Source organism: Klebsiella sp. RHBSTW-00484 (assembly GCF_013705725.1).
Classification (GTDB): domain Bacteria; phylum Pseudomonadota; class Gammaproteobacteria; order Enterobacterales; family Enterobacteriaceae; genus Klebsiella.
The window spans coordinates 2,651,312-2,669,567 of sequence record NZ_CP055481.1; the positions used below are offsets into that span (position 1 = coordinate 2,651,312).

16 protein-coding genes and 1 pseudogene are annotated in these 18,256 nt (G+C 60.0%); 15 read left to right on the forward strand and 2 right to left on the reverse strand.

Going from position 1 to position 18,256, the window contains the following annotated elements:
• The first annotated feature begins 1 nt into the window (after position 1).
• The 8 genes from mhpB to HV213_RS12645 all read left to right on the forward strand — a co-directional run bounded on the left by mhpB (position 2) and on the right by HV213_RS12645 (position 8,527).
• On the forward strand, positions 2-946 hold the full coding sequence (gene mhpB / locus HV213_RS12610; RefSeq protein WP_181485922.1) for a 2,3-dihydroxyphenylpropionate/2,3-dihydroxicinnamic acid 1,2-dioxygenase: 945 nt from the start codon (positions 2-4) through the stop codon (positions 944-946).
• Positions 947-962: 16 nt separating this feature from the next.
• A complete protein-coding gene (gene mhpC / locus HV213_RS12615) occupies positions 963-1,829 on the forward strand; it encodes a 2-hydroxy-6-oxonona-2,4-dienedioate hydrolase (protein WP_181485923.1) in 867 nt (288 codons plus the stop codon).
• A gap of 9 nt (positions 1,830-1,838) precedes the next feature.
• Positions 1,839-2,645 carry a 2-keto-4-pentenoate hydratase gene (gene mhpD, locus HV213_RS12620; protein ID WP_181485924.1) on the forward strand — a complete coding sequence of 269 codons (807 nt, stop codon included), beginning with the start codon at positions 1,839-1,841 and terminating at the stop codon, positions 2,643-2,645.
• Complete coding sequence (gene mhpF, locus HV213_RS12625) at positions 2,638-3,588, forward strand: acetaldehyde dehydrogenase (RefSeq protein ID WP_181485925.1); 951 nt, start codon at positions 2,638-2,640, stop codon at positions 3,586-3,588. The genes mhpD and mhpF overlap by 8 nt, the downstream gene beginning before the upstream one ends.
• Positions 3,585-4,601, forward strand: coding sequence for a 4-hydroxy-2-oxovalerate aldolase (gene mhpE, locus HV213_RS12630; RefSeq protein WP_181485926.1), 1,017 nt, complete (start codon positions 3,585-3,587; stop codon positions 4,599-4,601). The genes mhpF and mhpE overlap by 4 nt, the downstream gene beginning before the upstream one ends.
• Positions 4,602-4,865: 264 nt before the next feature.
• A complete protein-coding gene (gene mhpT, locus HV213_RS12635; RefSeq protein WP_181485927.1) occupies positions 4,866-6,062 on the forward strand; it encodes a 3-(3-hydroxy-phenyl)propionate transporter MhpT in 1,197 nt (398 codons plus the stop codon).
• A gap of 242 nt (positions 6,063-6,304) precedes the next feature.
• Positions 6,305-7,060 (forward strand): purine nucleoside phosphorylase YfiH/LACC1 family protein, encoded by a 756-nt coding sequence (locus HV213_RS12640; RefSeq protein WP_181485928.1) that lies wholly within the window; start codon positions 6,305-6,307, stop codon positions 7,058-7,060.
• A gap of 63 nt (positions 7,061-7,123) precedes the next feature.
• Complete coding sequence (locus tag HV213_RS12645) at positions 7,124-8,527, forward strand: CBM96 family carbohydrate-binding protein (RefSeq protein ID WP_181485929.1); 1,404 nt, start codon at positions 7,124-7,126, stop codon at positions 8,525-8,527.
• A gap of 236 nt (positions 8,528-8,763) precedes the next feature.
• Here HV213_RS12645 and HV213_RS12650 read toward each other — a convergent pair whose 3' ends face one another.
• Together HV213_RS12650 and HV213_RS12655 are read right to left on the reverse strand one after the other, a co-directional pair.
• Positions 8,764-10,344: a rhodanese homology domain-containing protein gene (locus tag HV213_RS12650; protein WP_181485930.1), complete on the reverse strand. Its 1,581-nt coding sequence runs from the start codon at positions 10,342-10,344 to the stop codon at positions 8,764-8,766.
• A 1-nt stretch (position 10,345) separates the two neighbouring features.
• The gene (locus HV213_RS12655; protein WP_181485931.1) at positions 10,346-10,942 is read right to left on the reverse strand and encodes a cysteine dioxygenase family protein; all 597 of its coding nucleotides are present in this window, start codon (positions 10,940-10,942) and stop codon (positions 10,346-10,348) included.
• 254 nt (positions 10,943-11,196) lie between these two features.
• On the opposite strand from HV213_RS12655, the gene HV213_RS12660 reads away from it, so the two are divergent.
• The 7 genes and pseudogenes from HV213_RS12660 to HV213_RS12690 all read left to right on the forward strand — a co-directional run bounded on the left by HV213_RS12660 (position 11,197) and on the right by HV213_RS12690 (position 18,240).
• Positions 11,197-12,090: a LysR family transcriptional regulator gene (locus HV213_RS12660; RefSeq protein ID WP_181485932.1), complete on the forward strand. Its 894-nt coding sequence runs from the start codon at positions 11,197-11,199 to the stop codon at positions 12,088-12,090.
• A 144-nt stretch (positions 12,091-12,234) separates the two neighbouring features.
• Positions 12,235-13,339 (forward strand): annotated as a pseudogene (locus HV213_RS12665) (LLM class flavin-dependent oxidoreductase).
• Between the two features lie 34 nt (positions 13,340-13,373).
• Positions 13,374-14,462, forward strand: a complete 1,089-nt coding sequence (locus tag HV213_RS12670) for an acyl-CoA dehydrogenase family protein (protein ID WP_181486401.1) — start codon at positions 13,374-13,376, stop codon at positions 14,460-14,462.
• A gap of 11 nt (positions 14,463-14,473) precedes the next feature.
• Complete coding sequence (locus tag HV213_RS12675; protein WP_181485934.1) at positions 14,474-15,448, forward strand: ABC transporter substrate-binding protein; 975 nt, start codon at positions 14,474-14,476, stop codon at positions 15,446-15,448.
• Positions 15,445-16,482: an ABC transporter substrate-binding protein gene (locus tag HV213_RS12680; protein WP_181485935.1), complete on the forward strand. Its 1,038-nt coding sequence runs from the start codon at positions 15,445-15,447 to the stop codon at positions 16,480-16,482. The genes HV213_RS12675 and HV213_RS12680 overlap by 4 nt, the downstream gene beginning before the upstream one ends.
• Positions 16,463-17,458, forward strand: a complete 996-nt coding sequence (locus HV213_RS12685; RefSeq protein ID WP_181485936.1) for an ABC transporter permease — start codon at positions 16,463-16,465, stop codon at positions 17,456-17,458. The genes HV213_RS12680 and HV213_RS12685 overlap by 20 nt, the downstream gene beginning before the upstream one ends.
• Positions 17,452-18,240: an ABC transporter ATP-binding protein gene (locus HV213_RS12690; RefSeq protein ID WP_181485937.1), complete on the forward strand. Its 789-nt coding sequence runs from the start codon at positions 17,452-17,454 to the stop codon at positions 18,238-18,240. The genes HV213_RS12685 and HV213_RS12690 overlap by 7 nt, the downstream gene beginning before the upstream one ends.
• Positions 18,241-18,256 lie beyond the last annotated feature (16 nt).

Below are 18,256 nucleotides of genomic sequence, written 5' to 3' on the forward strand. Positions count from 1 at the left end.
TATGAATGCCTATCTTCATTGTCTCTCGCATACCCCGCTGGTGGGCTATGTTGACCCGGAGCAGGCGGTGCTGGACGAGGTCAACGGCGTGATCGCCGACGCGCGGGCGCGAATTGCCGCCTTCGACCCGGAACTGGTGGTGCTGTTTGCCCCCGATCACTACAACGGCTTTTTCTACGACGTGATGCCACCGTTCTGCCTGGGCATTGGCGCAACCTCTATTGGCGATTTCGCCAGCGCCAGCGGCGAGCTACCGGTGCCGACGGCGCTGGCGGAGGCCTGCGCTCACGCGGTGATGAAAGACGGTATCGACCTGGCGGTCTCTTACTGTATGCAGGTGGATCATGGCTTTGCGCAACCGCTGGAGTTTCTGCTCGGCGGGCTGGATAAGCTGCCGGTTCTGCCGGTGTTTATCAACGGCGTGGCGACGCCGCTGCCGGGGTTTCAGCGCACCCGGATGCTGGGCGAAGCCATCGGCCGCTTTCTCACCACTCTCAATAAACGCGTACTGATCCTCGGTTCCGGTGGACTTTCGCACCAGCCGCCGGTCCCGGAGCTGGCGAAGGCTGATGCGCATATGCGCGACCGGCTGCTGGGCAGCGGCAAACAGCTGCCGCCGGACGAGCGCGAGCTGCGCCAGCAGCGGGTAATCGGCGCGGCGAAGCAGTTTATTAAGGATCAAAACTCGCTCTATCCGCTCAACCCCATCTGGGATAACCGCTTTATGAGCCTGCTGGAGCAGGGGCGGCTGGCGGAGCTGGATGCCGTGAGTAACGAAGAGCTGTCGGCGATGGCGGGTAAATCGACGCACGAAATTAAAACCTGGGTAGCCGCCTTTGCTGCGCTATCCGCTTTTGGCAACTGGCGCAGCGAAGGCCGCTATTACCGACCCATCCCCGAGTGGATTGCCGGATTTGGCTCGCTGAGTGCCGCCACGCAGAACTGAATAAAAGGGAGAACATATGAGCTATCAACCACAAACCGAAGCCGCTACCAGTCGTTTCCTCAACGTTGAAGAGGACGGAAAAACCTTACGCATTCACTTTAACGACTGCGGCCAGGGCGATGAAACCGTGGTCCTGCTGCACGGCTCCGGCCCCGGCGCTACCGGCTGGGCTAACTTCAGCCGCAATATCGATCCGCTGGTCGAGGCGGGCTACCGGGTGATTCTGCTGGACTGCCCCGGCTGGGGGAAAAGCGACTCTATCATCAACGGTGGTTCCCGTTCTGATCTCAACGCCCGGGTGCTGAAAAGCGTCGTTGACCAACTGGATATCAGCAAAGCGCATCTGCTGGGCAACTCCATGGGCGGCCACAGCGCGGTGGCCTTTACCCTGAGCTGGCCGGAACGCGTTGGCAAACTGGTGCTGATGGGCGGCGGAACCGGCGGCATGAGCCTGTTTACGCCGATGCCGACGGAAGGGATCAAGCTGCTCAACGGCCTGTACCGCGAACCGACCATCGAAAACCTGAAAAAGATGATGAATATCTTTGTTTTCGATACCCGCGATCTGACCGAAGCGCTGTTCGAAGCGCGCCTCAACAATATGCTGTCGCGGCGGGATCATCTGGACAACTTTGTCAAAAGCCTGGAAGCCAATCCGAAGCAGTTCCCGGACTTCAGCCCGCGCCTTGGAGAAATCAGCGCCCGGACCTTGATCGTTTGGGGGCGTAACGACCGCTTCGTACCGATGGACGCCGGGCTGCGTCTGCTGGCAGGCATTAACGGCTCTGAACTGCATATCTATCGCGACTGCGGCCACTGGGCGCAGTGGGAACACGCGGATAGCTTCAACCAGCTAGTGCTCGATTTTCTGGCGCGGACTTAAGGAATCATCATGACCACGTTATCTCTTGAACAACTGGCACAGCGGCTGCGCGAGGCCGAAACCCAAGGGCAGGCGATTGAACCGCTGCGCGATATTATTGGCGTCGACAACGCCGAAGCTGCCTACGCCATCCAGCGGCTCAACGTCCAGCACCACGTCGCCAGGGGGCGCCGGGTAGTGGGGCGCAAGGTCGGACTGACCCATCCCAAAGTGCAACAACAGCTGGGCGTTGACCAGCCGGACTTCGGCACCCTGTTTGCCGATATGTGCTACGGCGATAACGCCAATGTGCCGTTCTCCCGTGTTTTGCAGCCGAAAGTGGAGGCCGAAATCGCCCTCGTGCTTAAACACGATCTGCCGCATGCCGATACCACCTTTGATGAGCTGTATGCCGCCATTGACTGGGTGCTGCCCGCGCTGGAAGTGGTCGGCAGCCGCATTCGCGACTGGTCGATTGGTTTCGTTGATACGGTAGCTGATAACGCTTCCTGCGGCGTCTACGTGATCGGCAGCCCGGCGCGGCGACCTGCCGGGTTGGATCTGAAAAACTGCACCATGCGCATGACCCGCAATCAGGAGGAAGTCTCCAGCGGGCGCGGCAGCGAATGTCTCGGTCATCCGCTGAACGCGGCGGTATGGCTGGCGCGCAAAATGGCCAGCCTTGGCGAGCCGCTGCGAGCGGGGGATATCGTGCTGACCGGCGCGCTGGGGCCGATGGTGGCGATTAACGCGGGCGATCGTTTTGAAGCCCATATTGAGGGGTTAGGTTCAGTGGCGGCTAGTTTTGTCGCCGGAGAGGAAGGCAGTCATGCGTAAACGTAAAGTTGCGATTATCGGCTCCGGTAATATTGGCACCGATTTAATGATCAAAATTCTGCGCCATGGGCAGCATCTGGAGATGGCGGTGATGGTCGGTATCGACCCTGAATCCGACGGGCTGGCGCGTGCGCGGCGTATGGATGTCGCCACCACCCACGAGGGAGTGGGTGGATTGATGCAGATGGCGGAATTCGCCGACATCGATTTTGTCTTTGATGCCACCAGCGCTGGCGCGCACATGAAAAACGACGCCGCGCTGCGCGAAGCCAAACCGGGAATTCGCGTTATCGACCTGACCCCGGCGGCTATTGGCCCGTACTGCGTACCGGTGGTCAACCTTGATGCCAATCTGCAACAGGGCAACGTTAATATGGTGACCTGCGGCGGCCAGGCGACCATCCCGATGGTGGCGGCGGTATCGCGAGTGGCGAAAGTCTATTACGCGGAAATCATCGCCTCGATCGCCAGCAAATCCGCCGGTCCGGGGACACGGGCTAATATCGATGAATTTACCGAAACCACCTCGCAGGCCATTGAGAAAGTCGGCGGCGCGGCGAAGGGCAAAGCGATTATTGTGCTGAATCCAGCGGAGCCACCGCTGATGATGCGCGATACCGTTTATATGCTGAGTGAAATGGCATCGCAGCAGGAAATTGCCGCCTCAATTGAAGAGATGGCGGCGGCGGTACAGGCTTATGTGCCGGGCTATCGCCTGAAGCAGCAGGTGCAGTTTGAAGTGATCCCGGAAGATAAACCGGTGAACTTGCCGGGTATTGGCCGCATCTCCGGCCTGAAAACGGCGGTTTATCTGGAAGTTGAAGGGGCAGCTCACTACCTGCCCGCCTGGGCGGGTAACCTCGATATTATGACCTCGGCGGCGTTAGCGACGGCGGAAAAAATGGCTCAGGCGATGAACGGTGCGGCGGGAGAAGCAGCATGAACGGCAAAAAACTCTATATCTCAGACGTGACCCTGCGTGATGGGATGCATGCTATTCGCCATCAGTATTCACTGGATAATGTGCGCCAGATTGCCCGGGCGCTGGATAGCGCGGGGGTCGATTCAATAGAAGTGGCGCACGGCGACGGTCTGCAAGGGTCGAGCTTCAACTACGGATTCGGCGCGCACAGCGACCTCGAGTGGATTGAAGCAGCGGCGGAGTCGGTCAGCCAGGCGAAAATTGCCACTTTACTGCTACCCGGTATCGGCACCCTCCACGACCTGAAAAACGCCTATCAGGCCGGGGCTCGGGTGGTGCGGGTCGCAACTCATTGCACCGAAGCGGATGTCTCGGCGCAGCATATCGCCTTCGCTCGCGAGCTGGGCATGGACACCGTTGGTTTCCTGATGATGAGCCATATGACCACCCCGGAGCAGTTGGCGCAGCAGGCGCTGAAGATGGAATCCTACGGTGCAACCTGTATCTACGTGGTCGATTCCGGCGGGGCGATGAATATGAACGACATTCGCGATCGTTTTCGCGCCCTGAAGGCGGTGCTGAAGCCGGAAACCGCTACCGGAATGCACGCGCACCATAACCTGAGCCTCGGCGTTGCCAACTCCATCGCCGCGGTGGAAGAGGGCTGTGACCGCATCGACGCCAGCCTGGCTGGGATGGGCGCTGGAGCAGGCAACGCGCCGCTGGAGGTCTTTATCGCCGCCGCCGACAAACTCGGCTGGAACCACGGTACCGATCTCTACGCCTTAATGAACGCCGCCGATGAGCTGGTGCGCCCGCTACAGGACCGTCCGGTGCGCGTTGACCGCGAAACGCTGGCGCTGGGCTATGCCGGGGTGTACTCGAGCTTCCTGCGCCATAGTGAAGTGGCGGCGGCGCGCTACGGCCTGAGCGCGGTGGATATTCTCGTCGAACTCGGCAAGCGGCGGATGGTGGGCGGTCAGGAAGATATGATCGTCGACGTCGCGCTGGACCTGCTTAATCGTAACAAATAGAAGAAACGCGCGGCTGATGGCAAATGTGCTTAAAAGCGAATGAGGGTTCGTTTTTCTCCCTCTCCCTTTCAGGGAGAGGGCCGGGGTGAGGGTTTTAACGAGCTGATTAATCAGCAGATTCCCCTCACCCTAACCCTCTCCCCTAAGGGGAGAGGGGATCGTCCGTGCTCTTTTTAGGGTTTGTCATCAGTCTCAATGCGCGGCTGGCAACGTATCAGCCGCCATTCACCTGCTCCGATTATCCGGATATCGCAAAGGTACCCTATGACCCAAACCACGACTGCAAGCAATTCACGCCTGATGTTAACCGTCGGGCTCTGTTTTATGGTGGCCCTGATGGAAGGGCTGGATCTGCAGGCGGCGGGCATTGCCGCCGTCGGCATGGCGCAGGCGTTCGCGCTGGATAAAATGCAGATGGGCTGGATTTTTAGCGCCGGGATCCTCGGCCTGCTGCCCGGCGCGCTGGTGGGCGGCATTCTGGCGGATCGTTATGGGCGCAAGCGTATTCTGCTGGGCTCGGTTCTGCTCTTTGGCCTGTTCTCCATCGCCACCGCTCTGGCGTGGAATTACCCGACGCTACTGCTGGCCAGGCTGTTGACCGGCGTTGGGCTGGGCGCTGCCCTACCCAATCTGATTGCTTTAACTTCCGAGGCAGCCGGTCCGCGCTTTCGCGGCAGGGCGGTGAGCCTGATGTACTGCGGCGTGCCGATTGGCGCAGCGCTGGCGGCGGCGCTGGGCTTTTTCGGCCTCGCTTCGGCATGGCAAACGGTATTCTGGGTTGGCGGTGTCGTTCCGCTGCTGTTGGTACCGTTATTAATGCGTTGGCTGCCGGAATCGCCGGTCTTTCGGCGCAGCGTGGAAGGCGTGCCGTTGCGTACGCTGCTCGCGCCGGGTAACGCCGCCGCCACGTTGCTGCTGTGGCTGTGCTATTTCTTCACGCTGCTGGTGGTGTATATGCTGATTAACTGGCTGCCGATGCTGTTAGTCGGTCAGGGTTTCAGCGCCAGCGAGGCGGCGGGCGTGATGTTTGTTCTCCAGTTCGGTGCCGCCAGCGGTACGCTGCTGCTGGGGGCGCTGATGGATAAGCTCAGCCCGCTGTGGATGTCGCTGTTGATTTACACCGGCATGCTGGCGTCGCTGCTGGCGCTGGGCACTGCATCGTCTCTTGGCGCGATGCTGTTTTCGGGATTTGTTGCCGGACTGTTCGCCACCGGCGGGCAGAGCGTGCTGTATGCCCTGGCGCCGCTGTTTTATCGCACCGAAATCCGCGCGACCGGGGTGGGGACTGCGGTGGCGATAGGGCGTTTAGGGGCAATGAGCGGCCCGCTGCTGGCGGGAAAAATGCTCGCGCTGGGCACCGGCACCCTCGGCGTGATGGCGGCTTCGGCTCCCGGAATTTTGCTGGCAGGTGCGGCGGTGTTCTGGCTGATGAGCCGACAAAAGCGCGCGGCGCTGGCCTGAGCATTTTCGCTTATTCCCGGGGGCGGCGCGGAAAAGCTGCGCCTTGCCCGGGCTACCCGCCCGCAGAAGGTTGTTGCTTGTAGCCGAGGGAGCTCCATAATAAAAAGGCGCTCAAAACCGTTCCCTCGCCCCTTTGGGGAGAGGGTTAGGGTGAGGGGAAGTCGCTCGCAGGATACCTTACCTTGCGCATCCACCCACTTTGGCATACGTTAAATCATCATCCATTGATTCTTCCGAGCATCATGTCTTTTACATCCCGCTTATTGAGCGATATCCCCGGCATCCGCTACGCCTTTCTCGATGTTCATGAAACTGCCTCCTTTCCCTACGGCGAAATGGCGCCGGTCAAGCTGGTTCACGGCAACGTCGTACATCACTATCAGGCACCGCAGGCGGAGCGACCCCACGCCGACGCGATGTTTACCGCCGTCAGGGGGCAGAAGATGGGCGTGGTGACCGCCGATTGCCTGCCGCTGCTGATGGCTTCGCGAGACGGGCGCTATATCTGTAGCGTCCACGCGGGCTGGCGCGGCGCGGCCAGCGGGATCATCGAAAATAGCCTCGCGCTGTTTCGGCGTTATCAGGTTTCTCCCGAAGAGCTGGTGGTGGTGAGCGGGCCGCATATTCACTCATGCTGCTACGAAGTTTCGTCGGATTTTTATCAAGCGCTGCTGGCAATGCCTGCGGGCGAACTGGCAAAACGCCATCGTGAACGTATTTTTCAGCCTCATCAGACCCCGTCTGAGGGGGCTCGGGCGAAAGCGACCAGCAGCGATAATTTATGGTTTGACCTGCGGGCTTTTGCCGAACTGCTGCTGCGCAATGCGGGCGTGCCTGATGAAAATATGGAGTGGTTGGGGAGCTGCACCTACTGTACGCCGCAGTCGTTGGGGTCGTTTCGCCGCCGCACCCATACGCCGGCAGAGAAGTCGTTCCAGTATTCCTGGATCATGCGCGAGCCGGGCGATGATGAGTTGATGAGACGAAATGATGATTGATGATGTGTAACATCGGCGGGCGTTTGCTATCTCTGCACTCCTTCAAACAAGGAGGATTGCAAAATGAAATTGAACTCGTTCGCTTTAAGTCTCGCCCCGCTGCTGGCCGCCAGCGCTTTTTCCGCTCATGCTGGCCCGCAGGCTCATGTGGTTTGCGCTTATCACCATACGCTCGGCGATGACGCCATTATGATGTTCGGTAAGCCGAATCAGGCCATGTGGCATGACTTTTTCGGCAACACCCATACCGATGCGGTGTCTACTTACCAGACGCTGCGCGACCAGCCGGAAACTACCTGCGATAACAAAGCCGACAGCTCTGCCTACTGGGCACCGTCGATGAAGCTACCGGATGGCCAGGTGGTGACGCCTGCCTACCAGAAAACCTATTACCAGACCACCAAAGTGGAACAACATCCGCTGCATCCGTTCCCGGCAGGCCTCGAACTGCTGGCTGGCGATCACCACGGTTCGGCACCCAGTTCGCGCATCACTTTTCTGTGCGCTAACGGCAAAGGCTACAGCAACAAAGCCGGAGAGGTCTGCGGGCTGCGTAAAGCGGGTGACGCGGTACAGTTTAATATCGGTATTCAGTTCCCTAACTGCTGGGATGGCGTCAACCTGAAGCCACATCATGGACATAGCAACGCAACCTACGACGTAAATGGTGCCTGCCCGACCGCTTATCCGGTCAAAATGCCGACGGTGAATATGAATATCGCCTATGTTCTGCCACAGATTAAATCTCTCGATACGGCGAAGGTTGAGCTGTCGATGGATCCGGTAATGAACGGTGATGTACGTGAAGAACACTGGGGTAGCATCTACTCCGCCCACGCTGATTTTATGAACGGCTGGACGGTAGACGCGGCGCACTATATGACCGAGCGCTGCATGAACAAGGGGATCGATTGCGGGAGCGCGGTGCCATATGGTTTCACGACGGTGGAAGAGAACGCGCTGGTAGACAGTACCGAACCGACTGCTACGCATGCTGCGCCAGAAAATCTGGTGGTGAGCGATAACTGGAAGAACGGTGGTCGCACGCATAATCCGGAAACCATGACGCTGGTGAAATTCCAGATCCCGCCGCTGCCGCAGGGGCAGGACACCTCACTGTTTAAATATCAGGTGCGGATTTACGGCGGTAAAGTGGAAACCAACGGTGCGGATCAGATCTTCTTCTATCCGGCGAGCAACGACTGGAGCGCAGATAGCGTGACCTGGAACCATCGTCCGTCCTGCAACTACAGCTCTGATGCCTCGTTATATCTGAATTCATCGCGGGAATACCGGATGGTGAACGTTGATAAAGCGGTGCGTAAGGCGCTGGCGGAAGGTAAAACCGAGATCTCCTGGTATATTGGCGGCGACCGTCAGGGCAACAGCTACCATTTCGACCCGGCTTTCGCGCAGCAGGAGCCAATGCTGATGCTGACCGGTTTTAAAACCACGCCAGAGATCTGATTTCGGTAGGTGCCGAGAAACTCCCGGAGGCGATGCTGCGCATCTGTCCGGGCTACCGCCCGCAGACGGTGATGAACCCGTAGCCCCGGTAAGGCGTCAGCCGCCACCGGGGAGATCATCCGAAGCTGCGCTGGATGTGGTTTCCCGGGTCGCGGCGTAAACGCCTTACCCGGGCTACCGGCCCGCAGGTGCCTGTGAACCGGTAGCCCTGCTAAGCGCAGCGCGAGCGAGAAGATTTACAATACCTTAAACCCGTGCGTGCCATCGCATGCCAGCTGTTCAACCAGGCCGAACTCCCAGTCGAGGTAGGCCTGCATTGCCGCAGGGGAGTTATCGGTTCCCTCATACGGACGGCGATAGCGATCGCTACGCGGCGTCGCCAGATGCGTCTCACCATGCTCCAGCGCCAGTCCGGCGCTAATCCACGCCAGCGTCCCGCCGCTCAATAGCTGTACCGGTTTACCGGTTAATGCCGCCACTTCCGGCACCGCGTATCTTGCCAGCAGGCTGCTGCCACAGGTGACAACGTAACGTTCAGCTGAGGGGATTGTCTCCAGTGCCTGACGCAGCTGCGCGCGCACCAGCCAGTACGCGCCGGGAATATGTCGGGCGACATAGTTGGCGCTGGTGGTGAAATCCAGCACCACGGTACCCGGCTCCCGTAGCTGTTCCGCCAGCTGCAGTGGCGAAATCTCCTCCGCCTGCGGTCCCGGAGGGACGCTGATGGCTGGGGTTCCGCGCTCGTTAAAATCATCCCGCCGCACATCGTTTAATACCGCAACCTCCCAGCCCATCTGCGCCAGCCAGGAGGCGGTTATCGGTGCACGAATCTCATCATCGGCAACCAGCACAATCCGCGCCCCGCGCACGCTGGCGAAATGATCGGTTTCCTGTATCAGCTGCCCGCCGGGAGCGCTCACGCTCTGCGGCAGATGGCCCGCAGCGTACTCTTCCGGGCTGCGTACATCGAATAGATACGTGGTACGTTCGGGCTGCCGCTGCCAGCGCTTAACGGTGTCACTATCGATAAAAATCACCCCCGCGCGCTCGGCTAGCTGTTTCACTTCCGCCACGCGTTCGGCTGAGGCGTGAAAATCTGTATCGTAGCGCCGCTGCTGACTATGTTCGAGTTCAAGCCCGGCTAAGGTCCAGCCGATGGTGCCGTTACGCAGCGCGTAGACCGGATTGGGCAAACCGGCGTTACGTAACGACTGGGTACCGATAATGCTGCGGGTGCGTCCCGCGCAGTTGACGATAACCGTGGTCTGCGGCGAAGGGAGCAGCCCCTCAATACGCAGCGCCAGCTCTGCGCCGGGCACGCTGATGCTGCCGGGAATATTCATAGTTTGATACTCATCGAAGCGGCGCGCGTCGACGATAACTACCTCCTGCTGACCGTTGAGCAGGTCTTTCACTTCTTCGGCGCTCAGCGAGGGCGTATGCCGCTTGCTTTCCACCAGTTCGCCGAAGGCTTTGCTCGGTGAATTGACATCCTGAAACAGCTCTCCGCCGCTGCGCTGCCAGCCTTGCAGGCCGCCTTCCAGCAGCGCAACGTCCTGATAGCCCCAGCTATGCAGACGCTCAACGGCCAGTTCCGCCAGACCTTCGCCGTTGTCATACACGGTAATCGGCGTCGTCAGGCGCGGTACGCGACGGAAAATTTCCAGCTCCAGCTTGCTCAGCGGCAGGTTAGCGGCAAACAGCGGATGATTGCGGGCGAACTCCGCCTCTTCGCGAAGGTCGACCAGCGCCAGCTCCGCGCCGTCAAGCAGCGCCTGGCGCAGCTGTGCCGCCGGGCGATAAGAGTAATCAGGCATATTAATTATCCTTAGAGAGATCCCAGATATTGGGTAAGTGGCGATTGGAGTAGCCGGAAACAAACGGTTTAACGAGGCCTTCCTCGGTATAAACCGCGCGCCTGACGCCGCCGATATTGCCGCCGTAGACGTGAATGCTGATAGAGACGCTGTCCGTCAGCGCGTTGCTTACCCGGTGAATGTCGCCGTCGCGGGAAGAGACCTTTTCCACCTCGCCAGGGGAGAGGCGTTCGGCAAGGCCGCTAACTACCGGCTGACCGTGCTGGTCCAGGCGGTAGCGCTGATTCTCCTCCGCGCCGCGCAGCATACCGATGGCTCCCCACACCCGGTGATCGTGAATCGGCGTCGATTGCCCCGGCCCCCAGACGAAACTCACAATGGAAAAACGCTGCCCGGAGTCGGCGTGCAGCAGATACTGCTGATAGTGGTGGGGATGCGGCAGCGTGTACTCCTCCGGCAGCCAGTCATCTTTTTTCACCAGCGTCGCCAGACGACGGGCTACGGCATCCAGCAGGGCGGGCTCATCGGTAAAATCGCGATGCAGGGCATCAACGTCTTGAATAAACTGGCGTAATTTTTCCACTCGCGGTGCGGTCATGATCGCTTCCTGTTGTCGGGACTGGTCTTTACGCTAGCAAAGGCGTTAATATAATTAAAATGCAATTTCCGCATATATTAATATGCAAAAATCACATTGATAGCCTACCCATCAAGCGTCATTGGCGCAGGCAGTTTGAACACGGACAGCGCGGAAGAACCGGAGCGTACACGTAGTACGTGAGGGATCTGAGCACTGCCCAGGTTCAAAATGGCAAGCAAAATAGCTCTGATGGGCCAGGCTTTAAGGATTCTATGCGCATCGACGACATTGACGCTCTGCTGGCCACCGTGCAGTTTTCCTCCCTGAATCAGGCCGCAGAATATCTTGGTATTACCCAATCGGCGATTACCCGCCGCCTCCAGCGTCTGGAGCAAACCCTGAACGTGACGCTGCTGGAGCGCCAGACCCGACCGCTTACCCTGACCGCTGCCGGGCACCGGGTTTACGAGCAATGTCTGAGTATCAAGCGGGAAACTAAAAAACTGTATGGCCTGCTCGACCCTGAGGCTGAGCCGCACGGCATCCTGCGTCTCGGGGTGCCGCAAAGCGTGGCGGAAATTGCGCTGCAACCGGCGCTGGCCGCGTTGCGCCAGCAGTTTCCCGCCCTGCAACCACAGGTCACCTGCGGCTGGAGCGGGCTGTTGCAAAGGCGGCTGGAGAGCGTCGAACTGGATGGGGTGCTGGCGATGGGGCCTGAGCAACTGAGCTTTGCTGACGGCTACAGCGGGCGGCTGCTTTGCCCGCTGGATATCGTGGTGATTGCGGCGAAAAGCTGGCGTCTGCACGCCGGAGCGCTGCGGGACTGCGCGGAGAAAGGCTGGGTGCTGAATCCCGACGGTTGCGGCCTGCGGGCGGGGCTGATCCGCGAGCTGCAATCGCAGGGGCTGCGGTTAGCGCTGAATGTGGAAACCGCCGGTGCCCAGTTGCAAATAAGCCTGGTGGCTCAGGGGCTGGGACTGGGCCTGGTACCGCGCGCTGCGCTGGCCGTCAGCCCTTGGCGCGATGAAGTGACGGTGCTGACGCTTGAGGATTTTCAGCCCGAGGTACATCTGTGGTTGGTTAACGCGCAAAATCTGGCTAATCTGAGCCAACCGCTGACTTTTTTTGCCGCTAAGGTCGTTCAGCAACTTAATGTATCTGTATGAAAAATATATGCAATTTTTTAAATGCTTATATCGCATATTAAGATATGATAAAAATGCATTTTGTTCATTAAGAGCCTGTGTATAGGGTAATGAAAACGCGCCGCCGCTGCGGCCCATTCGTTATCCTGATACAAGGAGTTCTGTATGAGCATTCAGTTTCTCGGCATGATCGGTCATCGCCTGTCGTCGGAAACCATCGCCCCGGTTGGCCCGATTTTTGACCGCGATTACATCGTGCGCTTTGCGCAAACCCACGAGGCTGCCGGGTTCGACCGCCTGCTGGTGGGCCACTGGTCCGATCAACCCGATGGATTTCTGGTGACCGCGCTGGCCGGGCTGTCGACGCAAAACATCAGCTTCCTGCTGGCGCATCGCCCCGGTTTTGTCTCGCCAACTCTTGCGGCGCGTAAATTCGCTACCCTTGAACACCTGCTGGGTGGACGCCTGGCAGTGCATATCATCAGCGGCGGTAATGATGCTGAGCAGCGCCGCGACGGTGACTATCTCGATCATGACCAGCGCTATGCCCGTACCGATGCCTTCCTCGACACCCTCCGCAAGGTCTGGACCGCCGAACAACCGGTGGATATCGCCAATGATTTTTATCAGGCGGAACAGGCCTGGTCGGCGATCCGCCCGCTGCAAAAGCCGCATATCCCCTTATATTTCGGCGGCTCGTCGGAAGCGGCCATTGCCGTGGCCGGAAAGCACGCCAACATTTTCGCCCTGTGGGGAGAGTCGCTGGCGCAAACCGATGAAACCATCCGGCGCGTGCGGGCCGAGGCGGCGAAACATCAGCGTGAGATTGGCTTCAGCGTCTCTTTCCGCCCGATTATCGCCGACACCGAAGCCGAAGCCTGGGAAAAAGCCGAGCATATTCTGCACGTCGCCACCGAACGCGCGGCGCAGACTGAAGGCGGTTTCAAAGCCAAGCCCGATAGCGTCGGCGCGCAGCGCCTGCGGGCGACGGCGGCGCAGGGCAAGGTGGTGGATAAGCGCCTGTGGACTGGGATCGCCCAACTGGTCGGCGGCGGTCACAACTCCACCGCGCTGGTGGGCACGCCAGAACAGGTTGCCGACGCGCTGCTCGACTACTACGACCTTGGGGTGCGCAACTTCCTGATCCGCGGATTCGATCCGCTCAACGATGCGCAGGAGTACGGGAAAGCGCTGCTGCCGATAACCCGTGAAAAAGCCGCCTTACGCTCCGTTGCGGAGCGCGCATCGTGACCGATTCCGCATTCGATGATTGGTCGCGGCGGCTGACGGAGATCCGCCAACTGATGGCAGAGCAGGCGGCCAGCCTCGACGCCAGCGGTGAATTTCCTCACCACAATATCGAACGTTTACGCCAGCGCGGCTTTTTAAGCCTTGCCGTGCCGCGACAACATGGCGGGGCGGGAGCCGATTTAGCGCGTCTTCAGCAGGCTATCGCCGCCATTGCCTGGGGTGAACCGGCGACGGCGCTGATCGTCTGCATGCAGTACCTGCATCACCTACGGCTGGCGGAAAATGAAAACTGGGCCGAGCCGCTGCGCCAGCAGGTTTTTCAGGATGCCGTTGAACGAGGCGGGTTGATTAATAGCCTGCGCGTGGAGCCGGAGCTGGGATCTCCGGCGCGCGGCGGTCTGCCGAAAACCGTGGCGAGCCGCAGCGCGGAGGGCTGGCGAATTAGCGGCCACAAAATCTATACCACCGGCATCGAAGGCCTGAGCTGGCTGGCACTCTGGGGTCGCAGTGACGACAGTACGCCGCTGGTCGGTACCTGGCTGGTACCCCGCGATAGTGACGGCATCACCGTGGTGAAAAGCTGGGATCACGCCGGAATGCGGGCAACTGGCAGTCATGAAGTCATTCTGAAAAATGTGCAGGTGTCTGCAGAGAATGCGGTGGACGTATGGCCTGTCGATGCGCCCCCCGCGCCGGATGCCGAACAGTTTCGCCTGTTTGCTAACCGCCATACGGCGCTGCTGGCGGCGATTTACGACAGCGTCGCCCGCGCCGCCCGCGACTGGCTGGTGGCATGGCTGAGTGCGCGTATTCCGGGAAACCTCGGGCAGCCTCTTTCCAGCCTGCCGCGAGTGCAGGAAAAGGTCGGGCAGATTGACGGCTTACTGCTGGTGAATCGCAACCTGCTGGAGAAGGCCGCGGAGCTGGGCTTTTCCGCCATCGAGGCGAATCTGGCAAAAGTCACCATTACCGATAACGCCATTCAGGCGGTGAACCTGGCGCTTGAGCTGACCGGCAATCATGGTCTGAGTCGGCAAAACCCTCTGGAACGCCACTATCGCAACGTGCTGTGCGGGCGGGTACATACCCCGCAGAACGACAGCGCGTGGTTGGCGGCAGGCAAATACGCTTTTCAAAAATAAGGATAATTCATATGCGCATACCCAAATTCACCCGTTTAGCCGGGGCGGTGATGCTGTTGGCCCTGAGCGGCTATGCGGCGGCTCAGGAGCGAATCACTCTACGCATCGCCGATCAAAAAGGCGGCATGCGTTCGCAGCTGGAAGCCGCCAACGCGCTGCAAAATCTCTCGTACGACATTAAGTGGGCCGAGTTTCCGGCCGCTGCGCCGCTGGCGGAAGCGCTGAACGCCGGTGCGGTGGACGTGGGGATTATCGGCGATGCGCCGCTGCTGTTCGCGCTGGCTAACGGTGCGCCGGTCAAAGCCATCGCCGTCGATAAAAGTAATCCGGCGGGGACCGCTGTGCTGGTCTCTCCCGGCAGCCCGCTGAAAAGCGCGGCGGATTTAAAAGGCAAGCGTATCGCCACCGGTAAAGGGTCGATTGGTCATTTCGTGGCGCTGAAAGCGCTGGAGCAGTCGGGCATTTCAGCCAAAGAGGTGCAGTGGGTGTTTCTCGGGCCGGTGGACGCCAAAGTGGCGCTGCTTAACGGCTCGGTAGATGCCTGGGCGACCTGGGAGCCGTACACCACTCAGCTGGTCAAGACCGACGAGGGGCAGATTCTGGTGAGCGGCAAAGGGCTGCTGCCGGGCAACACTTTCCTCGCCGCCACCGATGATGCGCTGAAAGATCCGCAAAAACGCGCGGCGCTACAAGATTATCTCAATCGCCTGGCCGGGGCCGAGCGCTGGGCCTACGCCAACCTTGATAGCTACGGTAAAACGCTGGGGGAAATTATCCGCTTCCCGGCGGATATCGCCCGCGCGCAGTTTGCCAATCGTCAGTCGCAGTGGCTGCGCCTGGATTCGCAAACGGTCGCCCAGCAGCAGTCTACGGCGGATTTCTACCTCGCTAACGGCCTGATCCGCGCAAAGCTCGACGTCACGCCGACATTTGATAACGGTTTTAGCGTGCCTGCCGCGCAGGCTCATGCGGAGGTCGCGCCATGATGCATTCCGGTTTTTCCCGCCGTCGCTTCTTACAATTAACCGGCGGCGTGGCGCTGGCGGGGGCATCCCTGCCGTTATGGGCTCACGATATGGCGGCGATGGCGAGCAGCGACGAGCATCCGGCGCTGCGCCTGGCACAGCCGTACAAAATCAAACTGGCGATAAACAAAAGCGCGGTGTGCCTTGCCCCGGTTGCCGTCGCGGAGCAGCAGAAGATTTTCAGTAAATACAATCTCGACGTTGAGTTTGTTAACTTCGGCAACTCAACGGACGTGCTGCTGGAGGCGATTGCCACCGGCAAGGCCGATGCCGGGGTTGGCATGGCGCTGCGCTGGCTGAAGGCGCTGGAACAGGGCTTCGACGTCAAGTTGACCGCCGGAACCCACGGCGGCTGTCTGAACCTGCTGACGGCGAAAAACTCGCCGTTTGGCGGCCTGGAGAGCTTAAAAGGGCAAACTATCGGCGTTACCGACATGGCCGGGCCGGACAAAAACTTCTTCGCCATTTTACTCAAGCGCCACGGCATCGACCCAATAAGCGACGTGCAGTGGAAAGTCTATCCCGCCGATCTGCTCAGCGTCGCGCTGGATAAACGCGAAATCGCTGCCATTAGCGGCAGCGAACCGTTTAGCTATCGCCTGCTGGAAACCGGTAAATATCAGCTTATCGCCAGCAATATGACCGGCGATTACGCCAATCTGAGCTGCTGCGTGCTGGGCGTCAGCGGTACCCTGGCGCGAGATCACAAACCCGCCGCCGCCGCGCTCACTCAGGCGATTCTTGAAGCGCACAGCTACGCCGCTGAACACCCGGAAAGCGTGGCGCAATCCTTCCTGGCCCATGCGCTCAATACCAATGAAGCGGAGGTTAGCGGGATCCTTCACGGGCAGGGGCACGGTCATCATGCGGTGGGCGAGGCGTTTGTCAAAGAGCTGACGCAGTATGCGGTGGATCTTCAGCGGGTGCAGGTGATCAAACCGGGGACCGATCCTCATCAGTTTGCGGAGAGTATTTATGTCAACGTTTTCGCCTGAACGGGTTCTGTCGCGCCCGACCCGCGGCAGGCCGCTGTGGAATGAAGGCCTGCTGGCTGGCGTATTGTGGCTGCTGGGCGGCTTTTTTACTCTCGCCTGGCCGGATGTCGGGCGGCGCTGGCCGTTTAGCGAAGGTTGGGCGCTGGCTCAGTTCAGCGTCGGCGGGGGACTACTGCTGCTGGCGCTGAGCTACCGCTACTGGCGGCAGCGGGGCGCGCGGTTGCAACATGCCGGGAAATGGCTGGCGCTGCTGCCGGTGCTGTTTGCTATATGGGAAGGGCTGACGGCGAAGACGGCGTTTCTGCCGGTACCGTTTTTCGCGCCGCCGCAGGCGCTGATTGAAGTGCTGCACGATGACTGGCCGCGCCTGATCGATAGCCTTCTGCATTCGCTGGGGCTGCTCGGGCTTGGCGTGCTGCTTGGCACCAGTTGCGGTTTTATCAGCGGTCTGGCGATCGGCTGGTCTCAGCGTATCGGCTACTGGGTACATCCGGTTTTGCGCCTGCTGGGGCCGGTGCCGTCCACCGCGCTGTTGCCGCTGTGCCTGTTTATCTTCCCTTCAAGCTTCGGCGCCAGCGTTTTTCTGATTGCGCTCAGCACCTGGTTCCCGGTGACCGTGCTGACCTGGTCCGGGGTGATCGGCATCGATAGGGCATGGTATGACGTGGCGCGGACCCTGGGGGCCAGCCAGCGCTTTCTGATTTTGCGGGTGGCGATTCCGGCGGCGCTACCGAACGTGTTTGTCGGCCTGTTTATGGGCCTCGGCGCGTCGTTTTCGGTGCTGATCGTCGCTGAAATGGTGGGGGTAAAATCCGGGATTGGCTTTTATCTGCAATGGGCGCAGGGCTGGGCGGCGTATCCTAATATGTACGCGGCGCTGCTGGTGATGGCGTTGTTATGTTCCGGCCTGATTAGCGGGCTGTTTATGGTCCGCGACAGGCTGCTGAGCTGGCAGCGGGGAGGGATGAAATGGTAACCGCGACGCTAAATTCTCAGGCGATATCTACCGGCGCAACGGTATCGATTAGCCATCTTCATCATGCTTTTACGCTTGGCAAACAGGCGGTTCCGGTGCTGGAGAATATCAGCCTGCAGCTGCGGCCCGGAGAGAGCGTCGCGCTGCTTGGGCCGTCAGGCTGCGGTAAATCGACTCTGCTTCGGCTGCTGGCGGGGCTGGAGGCGCAGCAGAGTGGGCAAATTCAGATTGATGAGGCGGCAATGGACGGACCGGGGCCCGAGCGAATTCTGGTGTTTCAGGACCCGACGCTCTACCCGTGGCTGACGGTACGGCAAAACGTGCTGCTGGGGCCGCAGGCGCAGGGCAAGAAGGGGCTTGAGCCGAAGGCCGACGCGCTGATTTCACGGATGGGGCTTGAGGCGTTTAGCGAGGCCTGGCCGCGCCAGCTTTCCGGCGGGATGGCGCAGCGTGCGGCGCTGGCGCGCGCGTTGCTAAATGAACCGCGCCTGCTGCTGCTCGATGAGCCGCTGGGCAAACTCGATTCGCTCACCCGCATCAGTATGCAGCGGGAGCTGATTGCACTGTGGCAGCAGCAGGGCTATACCAGCCTGCTGGTCACCCACGATATCGAAGAGGCGCTGCTGCTGTGTGAGCGGGTACTGGTGATGTCGCCGCGCCCGGGAAGAATTATCGCCGAGTTCGCGCTCCCGCTTGCGTTTCCTCGCCATCGCGATAATCCGCAGCTGTTGCAGTATCGGCAGGATATTTTACGTATTCTCGGGCAGGAAGAGGATTGGTAATTCCCTAAGGAAGGTG

Excerpts from the sequence above, each read along its gene's own strand:
- HV213_RS12670 (WP_181486401.1), top strand. The coding sequence starts at position 13,374 with ATGGCAGAGCAGGCGGCCAGCCTCGACGCCAGCGGTGAATTTCCTCAC.
- HV213_RS12645 (WP_181485929.1), top strand. The coding sequence starts at position 7,124 with ATGAAATTGAACTCGTTCGCTTTAAGTCTCGCCCCGCTGCTGGCCGCC.
- HV213_RS12640 (WP_181485928.1), top strand. The coding sequence starts at position 6,305 with ATGTCTTTTACATCCCGCTTATTGAGCGATATCCCCGGCATCCGCTAC.
- HV213_RS12655 (WP_181485931.1), bottom strand. The coding sequence starts at position 10,942 with ATGACCGCACCGCGAGTGGAAAAATTACGCCAGTTTATTCAAGACGTT.
- HV213_RS12685 (WP_181485936.1), top strand. The coding sequence starts at position 16,463 with ATGTCAACGTTTTCGCCTGAACGGGTTCTGTCGCGCCCGACCCGCGGC.
- mhpT (WP_181485927.1), top strand. The coding sequence starts at position 4,866 with ATGACCCAAACCACGACTGCAAGCAATTCACGCCTGATGTTAACCGTC.
- mhpC (WP_181485923.1), top strand. The coding sequence starts at position 963 with ATGAGCTATCAACCACAAACCGAAGCCGCTACCAGTCGTTTCCTCAAC.
- mhpB (WP_181485922.1), top strand. The coding sequence starts at position 2 with ATGAATGCCTATCTTCATTGTCTCTCGCATACCCCGCTGGTGGGCTAT.
- HV213_RS12680 (WP_181485935.1), top strand. The coding sequence starts at position 15,445 with ATGATGCATTCCGGTTTTTCCCGCCGTCGCTTCTTACAATTAACCGGC.
- HV213_RS12650 (WP_181485930.1), bottom strand. The coding sequence starts at position 10,344 with ATGCCTGATTACTCTTATCGCCCGGCGGCACAGCTGCGCCAGGCGCTG.
- mhpE (WP_181485926.1), top strand. The coding sequence starts at position 3,585 with ATGAACGGCAAAAAACTCTATATCTCAGACGTGACCCTGCGTGATGGG.
- HV213_RS12675 (WP_181485934.1), top strand. The coding sequence starts at position 14,474 with ATGCGCATACCCAAATTCACCCGTTTAGCCGGGGCGGTGATGCTGTTG.
- mhpF (WP_181485925.1), top strand. The coding sequence starts at position 2,638 with ATGCGTAAACGTAAAGTTGCGATTATCGGCTCCGGTAATATTGGCACC.
- HV213_RS12690 (WP_181485937.1), top strand. The coding sequence starts at position 17,452 with ATGGTAACCGCGACGCTAAATTCTCAGGCGATATCTACCGGCGCAACG.
- mhpD (WP_181485924.1), top strand. The coding sequence starts at position 1,839 with ATGACCACGTTATCTCTTGAACAACTGGCACAGCGGCTGCGCGAGGCC.
- HV213_RS12660 (WP_181485932.1), top strand. The coding sequence starts at position 11,197 with ATGCGCATCGACGACATTGACGCTCTGCTGGCCACCGTGCAGTTTTCC.